We start from the raw sequence: 18,987 nt of genomic DNA on the forward strand, positions 1-18,987 counted from the left end.
TAGGAGACCAAAATGAAAAAAGTTGAACGGATTAATACCATCATGCGGTATATTAACAACCGCTCCCACTTTACAATTTCTGAAATCATACGAGAATTTAACATCTCACGATCGACAGCTATTAGAGACATTAGAGAAATTGAAGCAATGGGGATGCCACTTGTCGCTGAAGTTGGAAGAGATGGGGGCTATTTTGTCATGCATAACTCTATCCTGCCCGTTGTGCGCTTTACTGATAATGAGGTCAAAGCTCTTTTTATTGCCTTTATGGCCACAAGAAATCAACAACTTCCCTATCTAAAAAGTCGTCAGTCTTTAGCCGAAAAACTACTAGGACTCATCTCAGAAATCCAACAAGATGACCTTGTTCTTTTAAATCAAATCTTGCTTTTTGAAGGGACTAATCCTCATAATCCTGACCTACTTGAGCTTTCTGACCTCCCCCATCCTATGTTAGAAAAACTCATCCAAATCCTTCTTTTGGATAGCCATTTATTGATTACCGTAAAAGAAGAAGAGGAAATCAAGTCTTATCCAATTTATCTACTACACCTTTATCAAGAGAAAAGCCATTGGATAATTGAAGGCTTTGACATAAAAGAAGAAAAAAAGAAGATGTTTCTTGTCGATCATCTCATCAATGTCGAACCCTATACGACGAAAAAGAGATTAAGTAAGAAAAAGATTTTAGAAAAACTAAGTAAGAAGGACACAGCAATCAACCTTGTACTTGAACTTGGTCCAAAAGCGATTGCCCAGTTCAAAAAATACCATCCTTTAAAAATTTCTATTTCCTATACAAATCCTTACCAATCCACAGCCATTCTAAAGACTTTTATCAATGTTAACAATCTCGATGAATTAACAGAAATAACAAATTGGCTACTTTTCCTAGGTAAGGATATCAAAATTAGGGAAGTGCCTGAAGAATTGTTAGAAGGTTTAAAAGAGAGATTATGTTTATACTGCCCATAAGCAATGACCAGTTAAACCCAAAATAACATTGAGTTTGACTAGGTGCCAGTTACCCCTATTTTCAAGCAAATAGAGAAAACATTTTATTTACTACCGCTGCCCTAAACGCTCTTCTAGGAATAACGCCAACACAAAAAAAGACATGAACTAATCTTTGTTCATGTCTTTTTATATTAGATTTTAACACTCATAAAATTGCTTGTTTAAAATTCAAATGTGGATTTATCTTATCCATAATCTCTTTCGTTCTTTTTTCATATCCCACTATTTTTGAAATAAAACCAACAATAGTGAATTAAAATAATGACTTAATACTTGCTAAAACAGTAAGTATACCTATAATAATGACAAAAACATTGCTCATTTTCCCTCTGTATTTAGCTAGTACTGGTATTTTACGAATCGCATACATTGGTAATAGACATAAGATAGCAGCAACTAACGGACCGCTAAGGGCATCAATGATTCCAAGAATACTTGGATTTGCATAAGCAACATACCAACATGTTAATACGACAAAAGTAAGAACCATTGTCTTAACTGTTTTTTCTTCGATATCTTTTCCGCGTGTTTTACCGAACTTAATAATCACGTCACGCATTACCTCATATGCTCCTATATAATGGCCAAGGAACGACTTTGTTATAGCCACAAAAGCAATGATAGGAGCTGCAATTGTGATTACAGGCGAATTAAGCTCATTAGCAAGATATGAAAGGATTGATAAGTTCTGTTCTTTCGCCATTTTTAGATCCTCTGGAGTCAAACTTAGCGTGCTACTCCAAACAAAGAACATAACAACAACGAATGTCATAATATAACAAACTTTTTGTATTTGAGCACATTTAGCATCAGTAGCTTCTATTCCATACGTAGCCCTCTGTTTCACAACAAATGATGAAATCATAGGTGAATGATTAAATGAGAATACGATGATTGGTAGTATCATCAATATCGTTCCAAAATATCCTGTTCCTGTTGAAGCAGTTGAAACATTTGAAAAGCTAAGCATTGACGTATTCCACTGTGGAATTAAAGATATTGCGATAAAAAGTAGAGAAGCTATGAAAGGATACACTAGCATACTCATGACCTTTACAGTAATATCTTGACCAAAATTTAGTATAGCTATAAGGCCGAGCACTAATACAAGAGATAAAATGGCCCTTGGAGGCTCCGGCATGTGCAATTGATGCACGATAAAACTACTTGCAGTATTTGTAAGCGCAACCGAATACATTAGTACGATTGTGTAAATTGAGCTGAAATATACTATGTTAAAAATGATACTTGCATTATTCCCAAAATACTCTCTTATTGTACCTGTAATCCCCTCATCAGCAGAATTAGAAGCGTATATCATTTTAGCAAGCGCCCTATGTGAGTAATACATAACAGGAAATGCAAGTATCGTAATTAACAGTAATGATAATAAACCACCTGAACCTGCATTAATAGGTAAAAAGAGTACTCCTGCTCCAATTGCTGTTCCAAAAAGGCTCAATGCCCAGGTAGTATCTTGTTTATGCCACTTTTTAGGATCTAGATATTTCTCATTTTTCACTGCAGTATTTTCAGCTTGAAATTCTATTTTTTTTGCAGTATTCCCATTCATATAATAAATCCCCCTTGTATCCTATTCTTACGTCTCTTTTTAGGCTTAAGAATATAGACCATTCTTAAAAAATGAATCGCTTACTAGATGCGCCATATTGTAAACGATTCCACCTAAAGCTGTCTCTCTTAATGTGCGAGGCATTTATCCTCCAACCCTATACTTCGTCAGCATTGATGATATTGTTTACACCAGCTAATACGATGTCCGCTGCTACTAAACTATTTTGAAGAAATTCCCCTTCTGGTCACACACCTTTCTGCAATTAATCGTTTCAGTCTGTCCAATTTTAAAATGTTTGATATTTTCTCCGTAGGTAATCGGTTACCTCTCGACGCCCTCATTATAACGTTTATATTTACGAGTCTAATATTTTTTTATTTTTAGAAAGACAGAATAAACAGAATTATGAATAGATAATAAATTACAATTGGTATATAGCAATTGTGTCTATTTTTTGAATCTGTATTAGTTAGCAAAAAGGAGGAAATAATACAGATACCCTTTTTGCTAACACGTTGATTATATTGGGAACTCATTATAAAGATAGTTATATCCCCCTTTGCTGAAACATCTTATTTTAGACGTGGAAACTGTTATAATAAATAATCATTGTAGATATAAAGGAATAAATTAAGAAAACATAAAATCATCCGACCGAATAATTATAACCAATACCGAATAGATATTCATTTTTCAGAAAAAAGGAACTTCTCTCACTTAGTACCATCACACCTTCTATTATGTTTGACACGTTACGCCTGTTAAAAGAATAACACCACAAGTTTCCATTTACTATATGTAATATTTATTAAGTGTAATTTTTTCTAAATATGCATAATTGCATATTTAGAAAAAGAGAGTATACTTTCCTATTGTGTAATAAAGATATAGCCCACCTACGGAAATAGGTGGGCTTTTCATGTATAAAAATTGCATTTATTATATGGCAATTAGAATTGAGGGCAAAATATTATCTCTTCCCCTTTAACTCTCTCAGGCTGATTTTTCTCAATGCCTGAGCCTACTTACGTACCAACTGCATAACCAGTAAGAATACTAACAATTATAGCAATAACTAAGATTAATGTGATTTAAATCCACTTTTCCAAACATATATTTTATTTCAGAAGATTTAGTTACCATAGGGCACCGAACCGATGGTGCACTTACCCTAACTGACGTTTAAATGCTTTACCGGCGAAGAAATAAGCGATAACCATAATGCCCACACACCAAGCGAGTGCAATCCAAATATCGTTACCAACAGTCCCTTCATATAAGAGGGCACGAATCGCATTCACAATTGAAGTCACAGGCTGGTTCTCAGCGAACGCTCGAACAATTTTTGGCATAGTTTCGGTAGGAACAAAGGCCGAACTAATAAAGGGCAGAAAAATTAGCGGGTACGAGTAGGCTGTCGCCCCTTCCATAGACTTCGCTGTCAACCCAGGAATGATAGCCAACCATGTCAGCGCCAGCGTAAACATCCCGAGTATTCCAGCTACCGCGAGCCAATCCAGAATATTAGCGCTGGAACGGAAGCCCATTAAAAGCGCCACAAGGATAACCACCACGATAGTAAGCACATTAGCAACAAGTGATGTTAATACGTGAGCCCATAATACCGACGAACGCTTGATGGGCATAGTAATGAAACGTGCCATCAGCCCACTCTTTACATCCGTAAACAACCGCACGGATGTGTAAGCGACACCGGATGCGATAGCCATCAGCAAGATTCCCGGCAATAAATAATTGACGTAGTTATCCGTTCCTGTCTTTATGGCGCCGCCAAATACGTAGACAAACAACAGCATCATCATAATCGGTGTAATCGCTACCGTAATAATCGTATCCGGACTGCGCATGATGTTGCGCATTAAACGCCCTAATAATACCCCTGTTTTGCTTTTCATTTACATCTCCTCCTTTTTGCCGATGATCGCAAGGAAAATTTCTTCCAACGTCGGCTGCTTCTCGATATACTCCACTTTTGCTGGTGGGAACATTTCTTTTAGTTCAGTAAGGGTACCAGTCGTGATAATTTTTCCTCCATGCAAGATAGCGATACGGTCCGCCAGTTGTTCTGCTTCCTCCAAGTACTGAGTTGTCAACAAGATTGTTGTACCACCGCCAGCAAGTTCCTTGACGGTATCCCACACTTCAAGCCGCGCTTCGGGGTCAAGCCCTGTCGTCGGTTCATCGAGAAAAATGACTGCTGGCGTCCCGATCAAGCTCATGGCGATATCTAGCCGGCGCTTCATCCCGCCCGAATACTGATCTGCCCTCTGGTTGGCTGCATCTGTCAGGCTAAATCTTGCAAGCAAATTATCAGCAACTTGAGCGGGATTGGGAACTCCACGCAACTTGGCGATCATTATCAAGTTTTCTCTTCCCGTGAGCATACCGTCTAAAGCTGCGAACTGTCCTGTCAGACTGATGCTTTGACGAACATGATCCGGTTGACGCTGAACATCAAAACCGCAAATACCTACTTCACCACCATCTTGCTTCATCAGCGTCGAAAGGATATTGACCGTAGTCGTCTTGCCAGCTCCATTTGAGCCCAGCAGTGCAAAAATTTCGCCATGATCCACCTCAAAATCCACCCCCTTTAACACTTCCTTATCTTTAAATGATTTTTTTAACCCTTTTACAGAAATCGCTACATTGTTCATACTTTTTTCCTCCTTCTAAAAAATGTTTTGCGAAGATAAATTCCCTACACCTCTCTATTTAGTACCACTGATAATCTGTATTACTTAGTACCGAGTTAAAAATATAACTGAATAGCGATGGTGGCAATTCACATTTGTAACCAGCTAATCAGTCGATATTATCTATTGCGTTTATTTTTTTCTCAATTGCTTCATGATACTTTGATTCAAATCTTCACGATACTTGGAAACATAAGTTTTAGCGTTTGCCACTAGTTCGTCAGCAAAAGATGCCACGTCCTCCCCAGTGATTTCAAGCACTTGTCTGCCTTCCGCCGCACCGGCTTCAAACAAATCAATTAATTCATACTGTATGTGTAGCATATCCATCCCGTTGCCCGCTGAAAAATTCCACATGTAGTTTTGAATTTTCTTAAACACAAATTGGTAGTCCTCTGGCAGAGCCCCAACCCGTGCCATCATCATTTTATACTCTCTTTTATCACCAATTAATTTTTTGAACATTTCCATCATATTATTTTTCCTCCTTTTTTATAAAGCAGAACAAGAAATCCCAAAAACGTTAGACGCAATATCTTATCTTATGAAGCTAGTTTGACTTCAAGACGTTAATTTTTGATGATACAAAATCCCACTTTTTCCAAAACAATTCAAGCTCCTGGCGGCCAGCTTCATTAAGTGAATAAAACTTGCGAGGCGGCCCCATATCTGACGGTTTCTTTTCAATATTCACAAGTTTTTTCTTCTCTAATCGTACGAGGATGGTATATACAGTTCCTTCCACAACTTCGGTAAACCCAAGATCATTCAGGTGACGGGTAATCTCATAGCCATAGGTTTCACGGCGGCTGATGATTTCCAGTACACATCCTTCCAGCGAACCTTTCAGCATTTCAGTTAAATTTTCCATATTCTGATCCTCCTCTACCCCCTATTCTGTCTGACTTATATTCAGTATCACAGAGTACTAAGGCGAATTTTTTACTGAATAGCTTTTGAGAAACCACACTATTCAGTATTACTTATTACAACTACATTGTATGACTAAGTAGTTGTAATGTCAACTCGATTTTTAAATTTTTTCTTAAATCCGCTTTTTCCTATTGTTTACTGAATATATTTTAAGAAACCACGCTATTCAGTATTACTTATTACAACTACATTGTATGACCGAGTAGAGGTGAATGTCAACTCGATTTTTAAATTTTTTCTTAAATCCGCTTTTTCCTATTGTTTACTGAATATATTTTAAGAAACCACGCTATTCAGTATTACTTATTACAACTACATTGTATGACCGAGTAGAGGTGAATGTCAACTGGACTTTTAAATTTTTTAAAAAATCCGCTATTACCTATTGGATACTGCCTATTTTCTTTCAAAAAAATCTCACCACATACCTATCCAGCTAAGAAAAGGAAATACCCCAAAACAAAAATTCTACATTTTTGTTTTGGGGCGCTATAATATTCCGAAGTTAATGAATGTGGCTAGCTCTCCCTATTAAGAAGACGGATCATTTTTTTGTTCTTCTACTAATGCACCTGTGCATCTAATACATAAGTTTGCGAATACATACAAATTCTTTATAAAGTGAAACTTTAATCAGTGGGGGGTTTTGTTCATCCCCCACTGATTATTAGTTGAACCAATCGGGCGTTTACGGGCAGCCCGACTCCCACCTCACTTCTTTGCTCCACCTGAATTTTGAGGTGGGAGTTTTACTTCCCGGCAAATAGCGGGATAAAGCCAACTCTACATATAGGACATCCTTTTTGTTACGATAACATCATATTCATATCTTCTGCTGCAGTTGTAATCAGTTTTAAACCAAATGTTTCTTGTAATACATCAAGCACACCAGGTGAAATAAATTCAGGGGCCTTTGGACCAATGCGAATATCTTGAATCCCAAGACTAAATAGACCAAGTAAAATGGCAACCGCTTTTTGTTCAAACCATGATAGGACAATACTAACCGGCAATTCATTTACTTCACATTGAAAAGCATCTGCTAAAGCGGCCGCTATTTTCACTGTAGAAATTGAATTATTACATTGGCCTAAGTCAATGTAACGCGGAATCTCCGTACCAGGTACAACACCATAATTCACATCATTAAAGCGGAATTTCCCACAAGAGGTTGTTAAAATAACCGTTTCTGGCGGAAGTGACGTTGCTAATTCACGATAGTATTCCCCGCCTTTTCCTGGTGCATCACAACCTGCGATGACGAAGAAACGCTTTATTTTCCCTTCCTTTACTGCCTCAATAATTTCTGGGGCTAATGATAATACTGTATTATGATGAAATCCTGTTACTAATTGTTCATCCGACTCCATATGTACTTCGGGAAGTTCTAGCGCTTTTTGAATCAGTGGTGCAAAATCATCGTTTTCAATTTTCCGTACACCTTCTAGACCGGCAATATCATATGAAAAGAAGCGATCAGAGTATGATCCTTTAATTGGCATAACACAGTTCGTTGTAGCTAATATGGCACCAGTAAATTTTTCAAATAGACGTCGTTGATCATACCATGCCTTACCTATGTTTCCTTTTAAATGTTTATATTTTTTCAGCTTTGGATAACCATGTGCTGGTAGCATTTCAGAGTGCGTGTAAATATTAATTTCTTTTCCTTCTGTTTGCTTTAATAATTCCTCTAATGCAAATAGATTATGACCAGTAACTACAATTGCCTTACCTTCTACATGATTTTGTGTAATTTGAACAGGCTCTGGAACACCAAAGTGATTCGTATGTGCCTCATCCAACAACTCCATCACTCGTAAAGCTGATTTCCCTACCTTCATAGCCATATCAATATGTTCTTGTTCATTAAAGTTAGAATTTGTTAATGTCATATATAACGCTTCTTGCGTTGTAGCATCTACAAATGCATCTGTATACCCTAGCTGAGCGGCATGTGTACGATAAGCAGCAATTCCTTTTAATCCAAATACAATCGTATCTTGTAAACTTGCAATGGTTTCATTCTTACCACAAACACCCATCACTTTACATCCGCCTGTTGGCGTTTGTTCACATTGATAACAAAACATATCATCCCACCCTCTCCCAATCATTCCTTACAAACTAAGCATAATACCCATTGAGAAAAAGGGGTGTGATATCAATCACAATAATATATAAAAGTTTGTGACAGTTCATCTTGTTGACATAATTTTTTTATTGACACCATAAAATTCATACATAAGCATGTACACTTCTGTTGATGCTTCCAAAAAACTAAATAATTACTTTAAAGAATATCTAGCAATATATAAATAAAAATGAATCTTTTACTAGCTCATTGTACAAAACTAAGATTTCTTAATATATTTGGCGATAAAGAGCTTCGAATCTCTTGAGTAAATAATTGCGATTCATTAAATACAGAATTTTACATATAAATACGCTATTCTTTCCTATAATCCAATAGAAAGAATAGCGTATTTTATTAGTTGAGAATGTTTTAAGGTTATTATGGGAAGTCTCTTTATTTACAATACATTTACACTACCTTAACATTGTTTAAATTAATTTATGATATATTAATATGGAAACTACTTAAGATATTTCATGTACATTTTTATCTTTATGATCTCTTATCTAATTGATAAGAGATCATGTTATATTTTTATAACAGGGGTGAATTAGGATGACTGAAACTTTAAAAACACTTATAATGCTTGATGTTACTTACGTTATTATAGGCATTATGACGGTACTGGTATTTGTATACTTAGAATTAAAATCCCAGTGACGTATTCAGGCGTAATCGATAGCTTCAGCATTTCAATATAGTTAGAAGAAAGAGAGGAGGAAATCGTTTTCTCCTCTCTTTTGTATTCCAAAAATTTCTTAAATCTACAATAAGTTTCATCATTATTTTATTTCTTGTTTCTTATTTCAACAAATCCATTGTATGTAAAAGCAATCCTTTGCCTCCTACATCACCGTGACCAGGTACTACTAATTTCATATTTCCATATCGGTTCAACATATTTCCAATCGATGTGGACCATTCATTTACATACGCATCAGCCACATGGTTTATGTACATGTACCGAGATAAATTCTTTCAAATGTTCACTTCGAATTAACTTAAAATAAGAAACACTTCATCGGTAAAAGATGAAGTGTTTTCTTTTTCTCTTCTTCTCTCTATTAAAACCTCTCTTTTTGTTTCAATTATAGCTCCTCTCTCTATTTACTAATGTATAATAAAGTTAATATTCTGTTTTTTAAAAGAAGGGAGTCACTATGAACTTAAAAAGTAACAATATATATGAGAAAATGAACCAATATTCTGTTGCAGGATTAAGCCTTACTGTTATACGTGACGGTAGAATTGATGAAGCTACTGCTTTCGGAACACTTGAATCTGGAACAACTAGAAGTGTTACTACAAATTCTCTCTTTAATTCTTGCTCTATTAGCAAATTCATCACCGCCATACTTGTACTAACATTATCCGATCAAAAAATCGTACACTTAGATGAAGACGTAAATGATAAACTCACATCTTGGAATATCCCTACTAATATATTTACTTCACAGAAAAAAATCACTTTACGAAACTTATTAAGTCACCAATCTGGAATCATTGATCCTCCTAATAGTTTTGAACATTATAAGCTAGAGAAAGGAATACCTAAAATTCCTGAACTCCTTTCTGGTAGAACATTATATTGCCCAGTACCTATAGAAATGAATTGTGAACCAGAAAGTGAATTTCACTACTCAGACGCAAACTTTTGTATAATCGAACAACTACTAGAAGATATTACGGGGAAATCATTCAGTCAGTTACTAGAAGAGCTTATCTTCCAGCCACTACAAATGAAAAATAGTACACTCTTCGCTCCCGAAGACATAGATAAAACCGATGCTTTTGCTTGCGGGCATAATAAAGATGGAACTGTAACAAATGAGAAATATCCATTTTATCCATTCGCAGCTGCTTCAGGAATATGGACAACACCAACTGACTTATCAACTTTAGTTATTGAAATCATTCATTCCTTACAGGGAAATAGCAAACTAAAACTTTCTCCAAAAACAGTACAAGATATGATTTCTCCTCAAGGATGCTCAAAATGGACTGGGTTAGGTGTTTTTCTAGAGTATTCTAATGAAGACTTACAAATTTATTCACTTGGATGGGGTGTTGGATTTCAATGTATGATGGTATGTAATCCATACCGAGGTAATGGCGCTGTTATTATGACGAACTCGGATTTAGGTGTTCATCAAAAGGATGGGATTATTGGTAAGGTTTTAAAAATGTTATCCATATAACGAACGAAACAGATATAAAGAAAGAAGCTGATTCTCCCAGTCTCTTTCTTTATAGAACATTTTTCGCCACAATTTTAATATGTTCTGGTGCGATAATTTCCGTTATACTTTCTTGGAAATCTTCATGCAACAGTTCTTCAATATGTTCTAACTGCACTTCGACATGTGTGCATTCTAAATTATGTATGTTTAATAGTGCATAATGATCTTTCTTCTTAATTACTAAATATTGATTTTCTTCTGTTATGAGTACAGAACCTAATCGTATTCCTAGTAGACGTTGATCATCAAACTTCACAATCTTTTCCCCTTCCCAAACGCGAATGTAATTACTATACAAAAAACCTAATTTAAGGAAATGATTCTTATATAGACTATATCATACTTTACTAAAATATAAATATCATATTTTTTAATAAAAATTCCCATTTTTTATATATTTCGATACAAAAAACTTTCTCAACACAAAAACGTGAATTTTCAGTTTTTTCATTCGTGAAAATCTATTATAATAAAGCTAATAAATGTTTGACCTCTCCTAATTCATGTACATATGGATGATCAGTAGCTGTTGCTACTGATCTATTTTTTGATTTCAGAAAGCAAATAAGCTGCGTCTCTTCCTACACCACAAATAAGCGCAGAACCCCTTTGAGATTGCCACGGCAATCCGATATAATATAATCCTCTTACCGGACTAATCCCCTTTATATGATTAGGAAATCCATTCTCATTTACTGCCTTTTCTATTTCAATCCATTTATAACCTTGGACAAAGCCCGTTGACCATATAACGCTTTCTGCACTATATGTATCACCATTCTGAAACATAATGTTATTTTCTGATGCACTTACCACTTTTTCCTGTAGTTTTATTGCTCCATTACGAATGAGTTCCTTACCTTCAAAACCAAAAATAGGATCCTTTCGCTTCTGAAACCACTTTCCTCTCTTTGTATTTGTCTCGGCATACAATAAACCTATTTTTTCTAGCCAATTAAAAATGCTTTTTCTAAATAGATGTAACGGTAAAAACGTTAAAGAATGACTGATAGACATCGTAACTTCATGAGTTTTTGCAAGCTCTACTGCTATTTGCATTCCTGAATTCCCGCCGCCTACTACTAGTACTGTTCCCTTTGGAACTTGCGATGGTGATTTATATTGTGATGAATGTATTTGAAAAATATGTGAGGAAAGATGTTTTGAAAATGAGGGGATGTATGGTTGCTGAAAACCACCTGTTGCAATAATAACTTTTTTCGATTGTAAAATTTCTTTAGAAGTGTGTATTTCATATATTTCTTTCTTTTTTCTTATCTTTAAAACTTCAGTTTGCACTTGTACTGGTAATTGAAAAAACCTTGTATATTCTTCTAAATATGTTGCAATTTCATCTTTATATGGAAATCCATTCCCTTCTCCTTTTAATATCATACCTGGTAAACTACTAAATTCCCTTGGTGTGAAGAGCTGCAAAGAATCATATCGGTTTCTCCATGAATCACCAATTCGCTTTCCTGCCTCAAGTAGTAAGAAACTATACCCAGCCTGCTTCAAGTAGTATCCCATTGTTAAACCAGCTTGACCAGCTCCAACAATAATTGCATCTAGCATCTTTTGTCCTCCTCCTTAAATATATGAATGTATGCTCATGCGTTCATATATTTAATCATATGATTTATTTCTCAATAATTCAAACTATTTAACAGAATTAAAAAGAGCAGTTCACTACTTTATGAACTACTCTTCATTCCATTCATTTAACACGTAATTACAATACTCAATTTATGAAAACTTGTATATTAAGTCCTTCTATTTCTACAATCTTTCCTCATACAGTGTAATTCTATTTGAAAATGGATCAATCACAGTTAATTCAATTGTATCCCAAGGTGTTTTTTCTATATCAGGCTTCGAATAAGCATATTCTTTCCTTGATAATACAGAATGATAATCCTTTACATTATCTATTTTGATCCGAATCGCACCGCCTGGTGAAGCATCCCCATGATGTTCTGATAAATGTATCACAGCATCGTTTAACGAAATTTGCATATATAATGGCATATTGTCCTCATACCGATGTTCCCAATCCAGTTTAAATCCTAAAAAGTTAAAGTAAAACAACTGCGCTTTTTCAACATCAAAAATTCTAAATATAGGTGTAATCATTTATAATCCTCTCCTATTTATAAACATCCGCCGCCAATTCCCTCAAAACTTCTACATTCACAACTTCAAAACAAACATTATTTTTCTTAATTATCTCTTTATCACAAAAGGTATTCAATGTGCGTAATAAATGCCGATAACTCGTTCCTAACAATTCCGCTGTTTCCGTTAAATTCCCGCTAAACACAATTCTATTTCCGTGCTGAACCGCTCGTTCCCCTGCTGCTAACATGTAACTCGCGAGTCTATTTTCAAGTGGATATAGTAAATTAATTGTACTATTTTTTGAAAGTCGATTTAATTTATGTGCTAACGATCCACAAATACATCTTAAAAATTTCGCATCATGAAATAGTTGATTTCTCACTTTTCCTAAAGGCAAACCAACACAATATGAATCTGCCATCACTTGTACGTTTGAAGTAATTCTCTGAGAATGAATTAATTCCACATCTCCTAACAACTGCAAGCTATCATAAAAGCATAATAATACGGATTTCCCGTTACTTAATGTATTAAACGCTTTCGCCTTTCCTTCAACAAAGAAATATAAATAGTCTATTTCCTCATTCTCTCTGCAAATGAACTCATTCTTTTTAAAAAATATAAGTTCCATATATGGTTTCATATCATTACTAAAAAATGAGTCAATATTATTTTGTTTCATATAATCTGCTAATTTATTTGAATTACATACTTTCTTCATAACTCCTCCACCTTTACAACTCATCCCCATTTTAATCAAAATTTTCTTCTTTCACTATGACATATGTCATAGTAATACACAATTTCAGCGTGATACAGTCATTACAAACATGAAATATAAAGGGGATATTACATTGTATAACTTTCTTTCTGTCTTTATTGGGGTGCTTATTGCCATCATGCTTCCATTGAATGGAATTTTATCTGAGTTAATTGGCAATTATACAGCGAGTGTTGCCATTCATCTTGTAGGTTTAATAGCAGTTGTTTTCGTACTAGCCCTTAACAAAAATAAAATTCACTTTGAAAAAGGTATTCCGCTTTATTTATATAGCGCTGGAGCAATTGGTGTATTCACTGTTCTTTTTAGCAATATAAGCTTCTCTGCTCTTGGTGCCTCTATTACTATCGCATTAGGCTTACTTGGTCAATCTATTGCTTCTATCGTAATTGATCATTTCGGTTTATTAGGTATGAAAGTTGCGAAGTTTGAAAAGAAAAAACTAGTTGGGTTATTATTCATCTCTTCTGGAATTATTATCATGACAATTTATTAATGGGGGCAAGAATATGTTATATATTTGTATCGCTATTTTAGTTGGAGTATCCATCGTTGTTGCTAGAATTATTAACGCGAATTTAGCAAAGAAAATTGGAAATTGGGAAGGTACGTTTTTTAATTATATTACTGGATTATTTTTCTCTATGTTATTTTTAATTTTCAGTTCAGATTCGTTGTATATTTCTAGTCATACACTGCAATCCATACCTATCGCTGTATACTTAGGCGGATTAGTAGGTGTTATCGTCATCTCATTATCAAACTATATTACTCCTAAAATTCCAGCATTTTATTTGACGCTACTTATCTTTATCGGACAATTATTTACGGGGACTATCATTGATTTCTTCTTGTCACACGAACTCTCAATGGGCAAAATTGTCGGTGGAATTTTCGTATTAATAGGGCTTACTTACAATTTACTCGTTGATCGCCCTATTAAAACTGTGAAGAATAGCCACGTACAACTATAATACTTTACGCCTACCTATCATATATTAATAGAAAAGCTCTTCACACGAAGTAATAGAGAGGAGAATATTCTATTAAAAAAATCATTTTACTGCTAGGTAGCGTATTGATTATTTCTGGAATCGTATGGTTTATAAACTCTGGGAAATCTATTCAAGATTTCTATACAGCAAACAAACCGAAAAAGAAAGCTACTATTATTTCAACTTCACGAGATCCAAATGAACCCCCTGTTTTTTTAGGAAAACAGGAAATAAAAGATATACATGTAGAGTCAATTAAAACCAAAAAGGATATCTTTCTCACAAAAACAGATGAATTAAAAACGTTTATTACGAGTATGGATACCGCAAAAAAAGGAAAATTAACATTAGATGAAGAAGGATCAGATTCAATAGATTGTGATATGTGGATTACATTCGAAGATGGTACTTATAAAAAATATTTCATATGGGTAGTCGATCACGACAGTAGCGAAGTAATGATCGCTCAGCAAGACACTCCTGATGATTTAAACCTTACGTATTATCAATTAAATGAAGATAGTTCAAAAAAAGTTTATAACCTATTTAAAAAAATCATTTAATCGAAAAGGTCATGAGCGGAATGTGAAGTGCACCCCAATTGTTAGACACAGTCTAACAATTGGAGGTGCACTTTTTTCACTATATATATTCAGGGAACACTTTACATCCCTTTTCCTGCTCCATATCATGACCAAAGAAAACAATTGGTTTCTCTTTCATCACAATTCCTTTTAAACGTTTAATTGAAGATAAAGCTAATTCGGAATCAAATCCTGCGAACGGCACTTCATCTTCAAAATTTTCTTTCGTATACGATGCATCAATCGTTAATAACACAGGTCCAGAGTTTTCCGTCTTAATGAATAGTGACTGATGCCCTGGTGAATGTCCTGGTGTATATAATAGTTGAACACCCGGTACGACTTCATAATCCCCTTCAATGATTTTGTAGTTTAAATTCGGCAGTATACATTCTTTCAAATATTCTTCTCTATGCTGCGCTGCCTCATATTCCGCTCGTTGTATAATAATAGGTGTATTCGTAAAAGCGCCATTTCCTCCCGCATGATCAAAGTGCAAATGTGAACTAATAATATAAAGAAGATCTTCCGGCTCATATCCTACACGTTTTAAAATATTTACGATTCTATCTTCTTCTGTCATTTTCGGTAAAATTTGTCCTTCAACAAATGTCCCTTTAAAAAGACCTTCATTATTAACCGCGCTTTCTGGCATACCTGTATCCACTAAAATAGGTCCCTCTGCTGTATCCAAAAGATAACACCAAACAGGTAAGTTTAATAGTTTACCAGGTGTGAGTGTACTATTAACAGAGGAATGATCTAACATACAACGACCTGCTGGGACGAAATAAAGCTTTTTCACTGTCATTATGTAGCCACCTTTACATTTAATTTCGTATAAAGTAATACAGTAAAAAATTCTTCTTTTTAGAAATAAAATCCTTCTACTTTTTCATTCCATCTTCACTTACTATTTTTCAATTTACGAATAACAAAAAACAATACAGTAGCTGTGATGTAACATATAGCAATGCCTACAAAACTAAGGATAAATCCATTTTGTTGAATAGCCATAACTTTTAAAACATCTAAATTTAATACGTGAACAATTAACGAATACATAATGATAATTGCCATTACGATTAAATAATCGCTTTTGCTTAGTTTTGCTGTCATTGGTCATTCACCTCGCATTATTTTCTATACCGATTGCGCATTGTTTATCAGAATTTTGAAACTAAATCAACAGCAGCATAAAAAGGAGTGTACTTTTTTACATAACAACACTTCCCATCTATAATGAAAGAGAAAACGACTCTTACTTTAATGGAGGGAATACAAATGAAGGCAATTGGTTTACATGAATACTTACCTATTGAAGAAGAAAACAGTTTAATTGATATTGAAGTTGAAAGACCTGTTGCGACAGGAAGAGATATACTTGTTAAGATTAATGCAATTTCTGTTAACCCAGTTGATACAAAAGTTCGCTCTCCGAAAGATAAACAAGAAGATATCGCGAAAATACTTGGCTGGGATGCTAGTGGTGTTGTCGTACAAACTGGCGAAGGTTGTACATTATTTAAAGAAGGCGATGAAGTGTTTTACGCTGGAAGTATTACGAGACAAGGTACATATAGTGAATACCATTTAGTTGATGAAAGAATCGTTGGTAAAAAACCAAAAACTTTAAGCGATGCTGAATCTGCAGCAATTCCTTTAACAGCCATCACAGCGTGGGAAGGTTTATTTGAACGTTTAGGTATTGATTACTCTAAGAAAAGTGAAAACACATTTAAAAACATTTTAATTATCGGTGGAGCTGGTGGTGTAGGTTCAATCGCAATTCAGCTTGCAAAATGGGCTGGACTAAATGTAATCGCAACTGCTTCACGCGGGGAAACGATAGACTGGGTGAAAAAATTCGGTGCTAACCATACAATTAACCATCACAAACCGCTAAAAGATCAAATAGTAGAACTTGGGCTAAAAGATGTAGATTACATCTTCTGCTTAAATAATACAGATCAACATTGGCAAGCAATCGGTGACATCATTAAACCACAAGGAAAAATTTGCTCTATCGTAGAAAATGAGCACCCTCTTGAGATGGGTATTTTAAAAAGTAAAAGTGCTACATTCGTTTGGGAGTTTATGTTCACAAAAGCAATGTATGAAACTGGCGATATGATTACGCAGCACGAATTATTAAACAAAGTGAGCGAATTATTAGATGAAGGTATCCTTCATACAACTTTAAACGATACGTTAACACCGATAAATGCAGAAAACCTTAAAAAGGCACATGCATTACTTGAGGATGGACGTACAATTGGGAAGATTGTATTAGAAAAGTTTTAATAAAAAAGTCCGATTTCTAAATATGAAATCGGACTTTTTTACCTTTATTTACTTGAAATCTCTTGATCATTTTGAACGTCTAACGGAGCTCGCTTCCCTATTCCGAAAGCATAGAAACTAATTGTAACGATAGCTAAGAAAATAATACCTACAACTAGTGAAATACGAGTATCATCGTTAAACCACATACCGATTAACACCATAATTAAAAAGGCAATCGTTAAATAGTTTGTAACAGGAGCAAATGGCATTTTGAAAGGATGATCTTTCATCTCTGCCCCTTTTTCTTTTCTAAAATTAATTTGACTAATCAAAATGACGAACCATGGTACCATACCAGGAAGTACACTCGCACTATATACATATACGAATAAGTTTTTCGGTGCGATATAACTTAATACAACACCGACCGCTAAACCGATAATTACACCAACTGTTCCGAATAAAGGTACACCATTTCCAGAAAGTTTCGCGAAATATTTCGGCGCTTGTCCATTTACACCTAACGTATACAGCATACGTCCAGCACTATAAATACCACTATTACAACCAGACATTGCCGCTGTAATAACAACGAAGTTAATAAGTCCTGCCGCTGCCGTAATACCAACCTTCGCAAAAGTCGCTACGAACGGACTACCAATTGTACTTAATTGATCCCACGGATATACAGTTACAATAACGAAAATCGCACCGATGTAGAAAATTAAAATACGCCAAATTGTACTTTGAATCGCTCTTGTAAGTGTCTTCTTCGGATCCTTCGCTTCACCAGCAGTAATCCCGATTAATTCCACACCTTGATATGCTCCAACTACAAGTGATAATGCAAAGAAGAATCCTGAAAAACCACCTGTAAAGAAACCGCCATTTGACCAAAGATTTGATATACCAATCGCTTCTCCACCATTACCAATTCCGAAGAAAATAAGACCAAATCCCGCAATAATCATTAATAAAATCGTAACGATTTTAATCATCGCAAACCAAAATTCAAATTCACCAAATGATTTAACAGAAATTAAGTTAGCTGCACCAAGAATAACCATTGCGATAACACCTGGTATCCAAGCTGGTAGATCTGGGAACCAATACTTCATATACGCTCCAACTGCGATAATCTCTGACATCCCAACGATAACCCACTGGAACCAATTACTCCACGCTGTCATATAACCAGCTAACGGGTGAATATACTTATGACCGAACGTCGCAAATGAGCCTGTACTTGGCTCCATATACAACATTTCTCCCATGGCACGCATGATGAAGAAGATAAAAATACCTGCAATTGCATAAGCAAGCATTACTGACGGACCTGTCCATTTAATCGTGCTGGCTGACCCCATAAATAAACCAACACCAATTGTTCCGCCTAAAGCAATCATTTGAATATGACGTGCTTCTAAACCTCTTTTCAATTCTTTGTTTGCCACTTCACTTCCCCCTCTTAGATGATTCATAGCCGCATTTTAAAACAAGATGCTTTACCCTAATTCCTTTCGGCTCGAAAATGATGAAGCAAACGTCATTTTAAGATAGCTTTAAAGCTATCTTAAAATCGTTTATTGCCTCTTATAAAATT

Annotated in this window: 19 protein-coding genes and 2 pseudogenes; 6 read left to right on the forward strand and 15 right to left on the reverse strand. The window is 35.1% G+C overall.

Translation table 11 applies throughout. From position 1 onward, the window contains the following. The first annotated feature begins 12 nt into the window (after nucleotides 1–12). Entirely contained in the window at nucleotides 13–975 is a 963-nt protein-coding gene (locus tag QUF93_RS18270) for a helix-turn-helix transcriptional regulator (protein ID WP_289359739.1), read from the forward strand. Nucleotides 976–1,270: 295 nt separating this feature from the next. On the opposite strand, the gene QUF93_RS18275 is transcribed toward QUF93_RS18270, so the two are convergent. The 8 genes and pseudogenes from QUF93_RS18275 to QUF93_RS18310 form a co-directional block, all read right to left on the reverse strand. Beyond that, on the reverse strand, nucleotides 1,271–2,590 hold the full coding sequence (locus QUF93_RS18275) for an aromatic amino acid transport family protein (RefSeq protein ID WP_289359740.1): 1,320 nt from the start codon (nucleotides 2,588–2,590) through the stop codon (nucleotides 1,271–1,273). 147 nt (nucleotides 2,591–2,737) lie between these two features. Further along, nucleotides 2,738–2,895: pseudogene (locus tag QUF93_RS18280) on the reverse strand (L-serine ammonia-lyase, iron-sulfur-dependent, subunit alpha); the annotation flags it as partial. Nucleotides 2,896–3,759: 864 nt separating this feature from the next. Then, nucleotides 3,760–4,509: an ABC transporter permease gene (locus QUF93_RS18285; protein WP_002014105.1), complete on the reverse strand. Its 750-nt coding sequence runs from the start codon at nucleotides 4,507–4,509 to the stop codon at nucleotides 3,760–3,762. After that, nucleotides 4,510–5,271, reverse strand: coding sequence for an ABC transporter ATP-binding protein (locus QUF93_RS18290; protein WP_289359741.1), 762 nt, complete (start codon nucleotides 5,269–5,271; stop codon nucleotides 4,510–4,512). It lies immediately after the preceding gene. Nucleotides 5,272–5,442: 171 nt separating this feature from the next. Then, on the reverse strand, nucleotides 5,443–5,784 hold the full coding sequence (locus QUF93_RS18295; RefSeq protein ID WP_002121077.1) for a DUF1048 domain-containing protein: 342 nt from the start codon (nucleotides 5,782–5,784) through the stop codon (nucleotides 5,443–5,445). A gap of 76 nt (nucleotides 5,785–5,860) precedes the next feature. Continuing rightward, on the reverse strand, nucleotides 5,861–6,181 hold the full coding sequence (locus QUF93_RS18300) for a PadR family transcriptional regulator (protein ID WP_000429483.1): 321 nt from the start codon (nucleotides 6,179–6,181) through the stop codon (nucleotides 5,861–5,863). A gap of 868 nt (nucleotides 6,182–7,049) precedes the next feature. Then, nucleotides 7,050–8,336, reverse strand: coding sequence for a hydroxylamine reductase (gene hcp, locus QUF93_RS18305; RefSeq protein ID WP_289375776.1), 1,287 nt, complete (start codon nucleotides 8,334–8,336; stop codon nucleotides 7,050–7,052). A gap of 845 nt (nucleotides 8,337–9,181) precedes the next feature. After that, nucleotides 9,182–9,322: pseudogene (locus QUF93_RS18310) on the reverse strand (subclass B1 metallo-beta-lactamase); the annotation flags it as partial. Nucleotides 9,323–9,540: 218 nt separating this feature from the next. Here QUF93_RS18310 and QUF93_RS18315 point away from each other — a divergent pair. Beyond that, entirely contained in the window at nucleotides 9,541–10,578 is a 1,038-nt protein-coding gene (locus tag QUF93_RS18315) for a serine hydrolase domain-containing protein (protein WP_289359743.1), read from the forward strand. A gap of 49 nt (nucleotides 10,579–10,627) precedes the next feature. Here QUF93_RS18315 and QUF93_RS18320 read toward each other — a convergent pair whose 3' ends face one another. The 4 genes from QUF93_RS18320 to yeiL all read right to left on the reverse strand — a co-directional run bounded on the left by QUF93_RS18320 (nucleotide 10,628) and on the right by yeiL (nucleotide 13,459). Next, nucleotides 10,628–10,876, reverse strand: a complete 249-nt coding sequence (locus QUF93_RS18320) for a hypothetical protein (RefSeq protein ID WP_289359744.1) — start codon at nucleotides 10,874–10,876, stop codon at nucleotides 10,628–10,630. A 284-nt stretch (nucleotides 10,877–11,160) separates the two neighbouring features. Beyond that, nucleotides 11,161–12,195 carry a flavin-containing monooxygenase gene (locus tag QUF93_RS18325; protein ID WP_289359745.1) on the reverse strand — a complete coding sequence of 345 codons (1,035 nt, stop codon included), beginning with the start codon at nucleotides 12,193–12,195 and terminating at the stop codon, nucleotides 11,161–11,163. Between the two features lie 204 nt (nucleotides 12,196–12,399). Continuing rightward, complete coding sequence (locus QUF93_RS18330) at nucleotides 12,400–12,753, reverse strand: glyoxalase superfamily protein (RefSeq protein WP_289359746.1); 354 nt, start codon at nucleotides 12,751–12,753, stop codon at nucleotides 12,400–12,402. A gap of 13 nt (nucleotides 12,754–12,766) precedes the next feature. After that, the gene (gene yeiL, locus QUF93_RS18335; RefSeq protein ID WP_289359747.1) at nucleotides 12,767–13,459 is read right to left on the reverse strand and encodes a transcriptional regulator YeiL; all 693 of its coding nucleotides are present in this window, start codon (nucleotides 13,457–13,459) and stop codon (nucleotides 12,767–12,769) included. A gap of 109 nt (nucleotides 13,460–13,568) precedes the next feature. Between yeiL and QUF93_RS18340 the strand changes: the two genes are divergently transcribed. The 3 genes from QUF93_RS18340 (at nucleotide 13,569) to QUF93_RS18350 (ending at nucleotide 15,077) form a co-directional block, all read left to right on the forward strand. Next, the gene (locus QUF93_RS18340; RefSeq protein WP_289359748.1) at nucleotides 13,569–14,015 is read left to right on the forward strand and encodes a DMT family transporter; all 447 of its coding nucleotides are present in this window, start codon (nucleotides 13,569–13,571) and stop codon (nucleotides 14,013–14,015) included. A gap of 13 nt (nucleotides 14,016–14,028) precedes the next feature. Continuing rightward, nucleotides 14,029–14,493, forward strand: coding sequence for a DMT family transporter (locus QUF93_RS18345; RefSeq protein ID WP_289359749.1), 465 nt, complete (start codon nucleotides 14,029–14,031; stop codon nucleotides 14,491–14,493). Between the two features lie 89 nt (nucleotides 14,494–14,582). Next, nucleotides 14,583–15,077 carry a hypothetical protein gene (locus QUF93_RS18350; protein ID WP_289360997.1) on the forward strand — a complete coding sequence of 165 codons (495 nt, stop codon included), beginning with the start codon at nucleotides 14,583–14,585 and terminating at the stop codon, nucleotides 15,075–15,077. A gap of 79 nt (nucleotides 15,078–15,156) precedes the next feature. On the opposite strand, the gene aiiA is transcribed toward QUF93_RS18350, so the two are convergent. Together aiiA and QUF93_RS18360 are read right to left on the reverse strand one after the other, a co-directional pair. Beyond that, nucleotides 15,157–15,909: a quorum-quenching N-acyl homoserine lactonase AiiA gene (gene aiiA / locus QUF93_RS18355; RefSeq protein WP_289359750.1), complete on the reverse strand. Its 753-nt coding sequence runs from the start codon at nucleotides 15,907–15,909 to the stop codon at nucleotides 15,157–15,159. A gap of 95 nt (nucleotides 15,910–16,004) precedes the next feature. Next, nucleotides 16,005–16,217, reverse strand: coding sequence for a hypothetical protein (locus tag QUF93_RS18360; RefSeq protein ID WP_289359751.1), 213 nt, complete (start codon nucleotides 16,215–16,217; stop codon nucleotides 16,005–16,007). A 165-nt stretch (nucleotides 16,218–16,382) separates the two neighbouring features. On the opposite strand from QUF93_RS18360, the gene QUF93_RS18365 reads away from it, so the two are divergent. Beyond that, the gene (locus tag QUF93_RS18365) at nucleotides 16,383–17,402 is read left to right on the forward strand and encodes a zinc-binding alcohol dehydrogenase family protein (RefSeq protein WP_289359752.1); all 1,020 of its coding nucleotides are present in this window, start codon (nucleotides 16,383–16,385) and stop codon (nucleotides 17,400–17,402) included. 44 nt (nucleotides 17,403–17,446) lie between these two features. Here QUF93_RS18365 and QUF93_RS18370 read toward each other — a convergent pair whose 3' ends face one another. Then, nucleotides 17,447–18,838: an amino acid permease gene (locus QUF93_RS18370; protein WP_133059356.1), complete on the reverse strand. Its 1,392-nt coding sequence runs from the start codon at nucleotides 18,836–18,838 to the stop codon at nucleotides 17,447–17,449. Between the last annotated feature and the right edge of the window lie 149 nt (nucleotides 18,839–18,987).

Origin of the sequence: Bacillus hominis, assembly GCF_030348325.1 — a bacterium.
Lineage (GTDB): Bacteria > Bacillota > Bacilli > Bacillales > Bacillaceae_G > Bacillus_A > Bacillus_A hominis.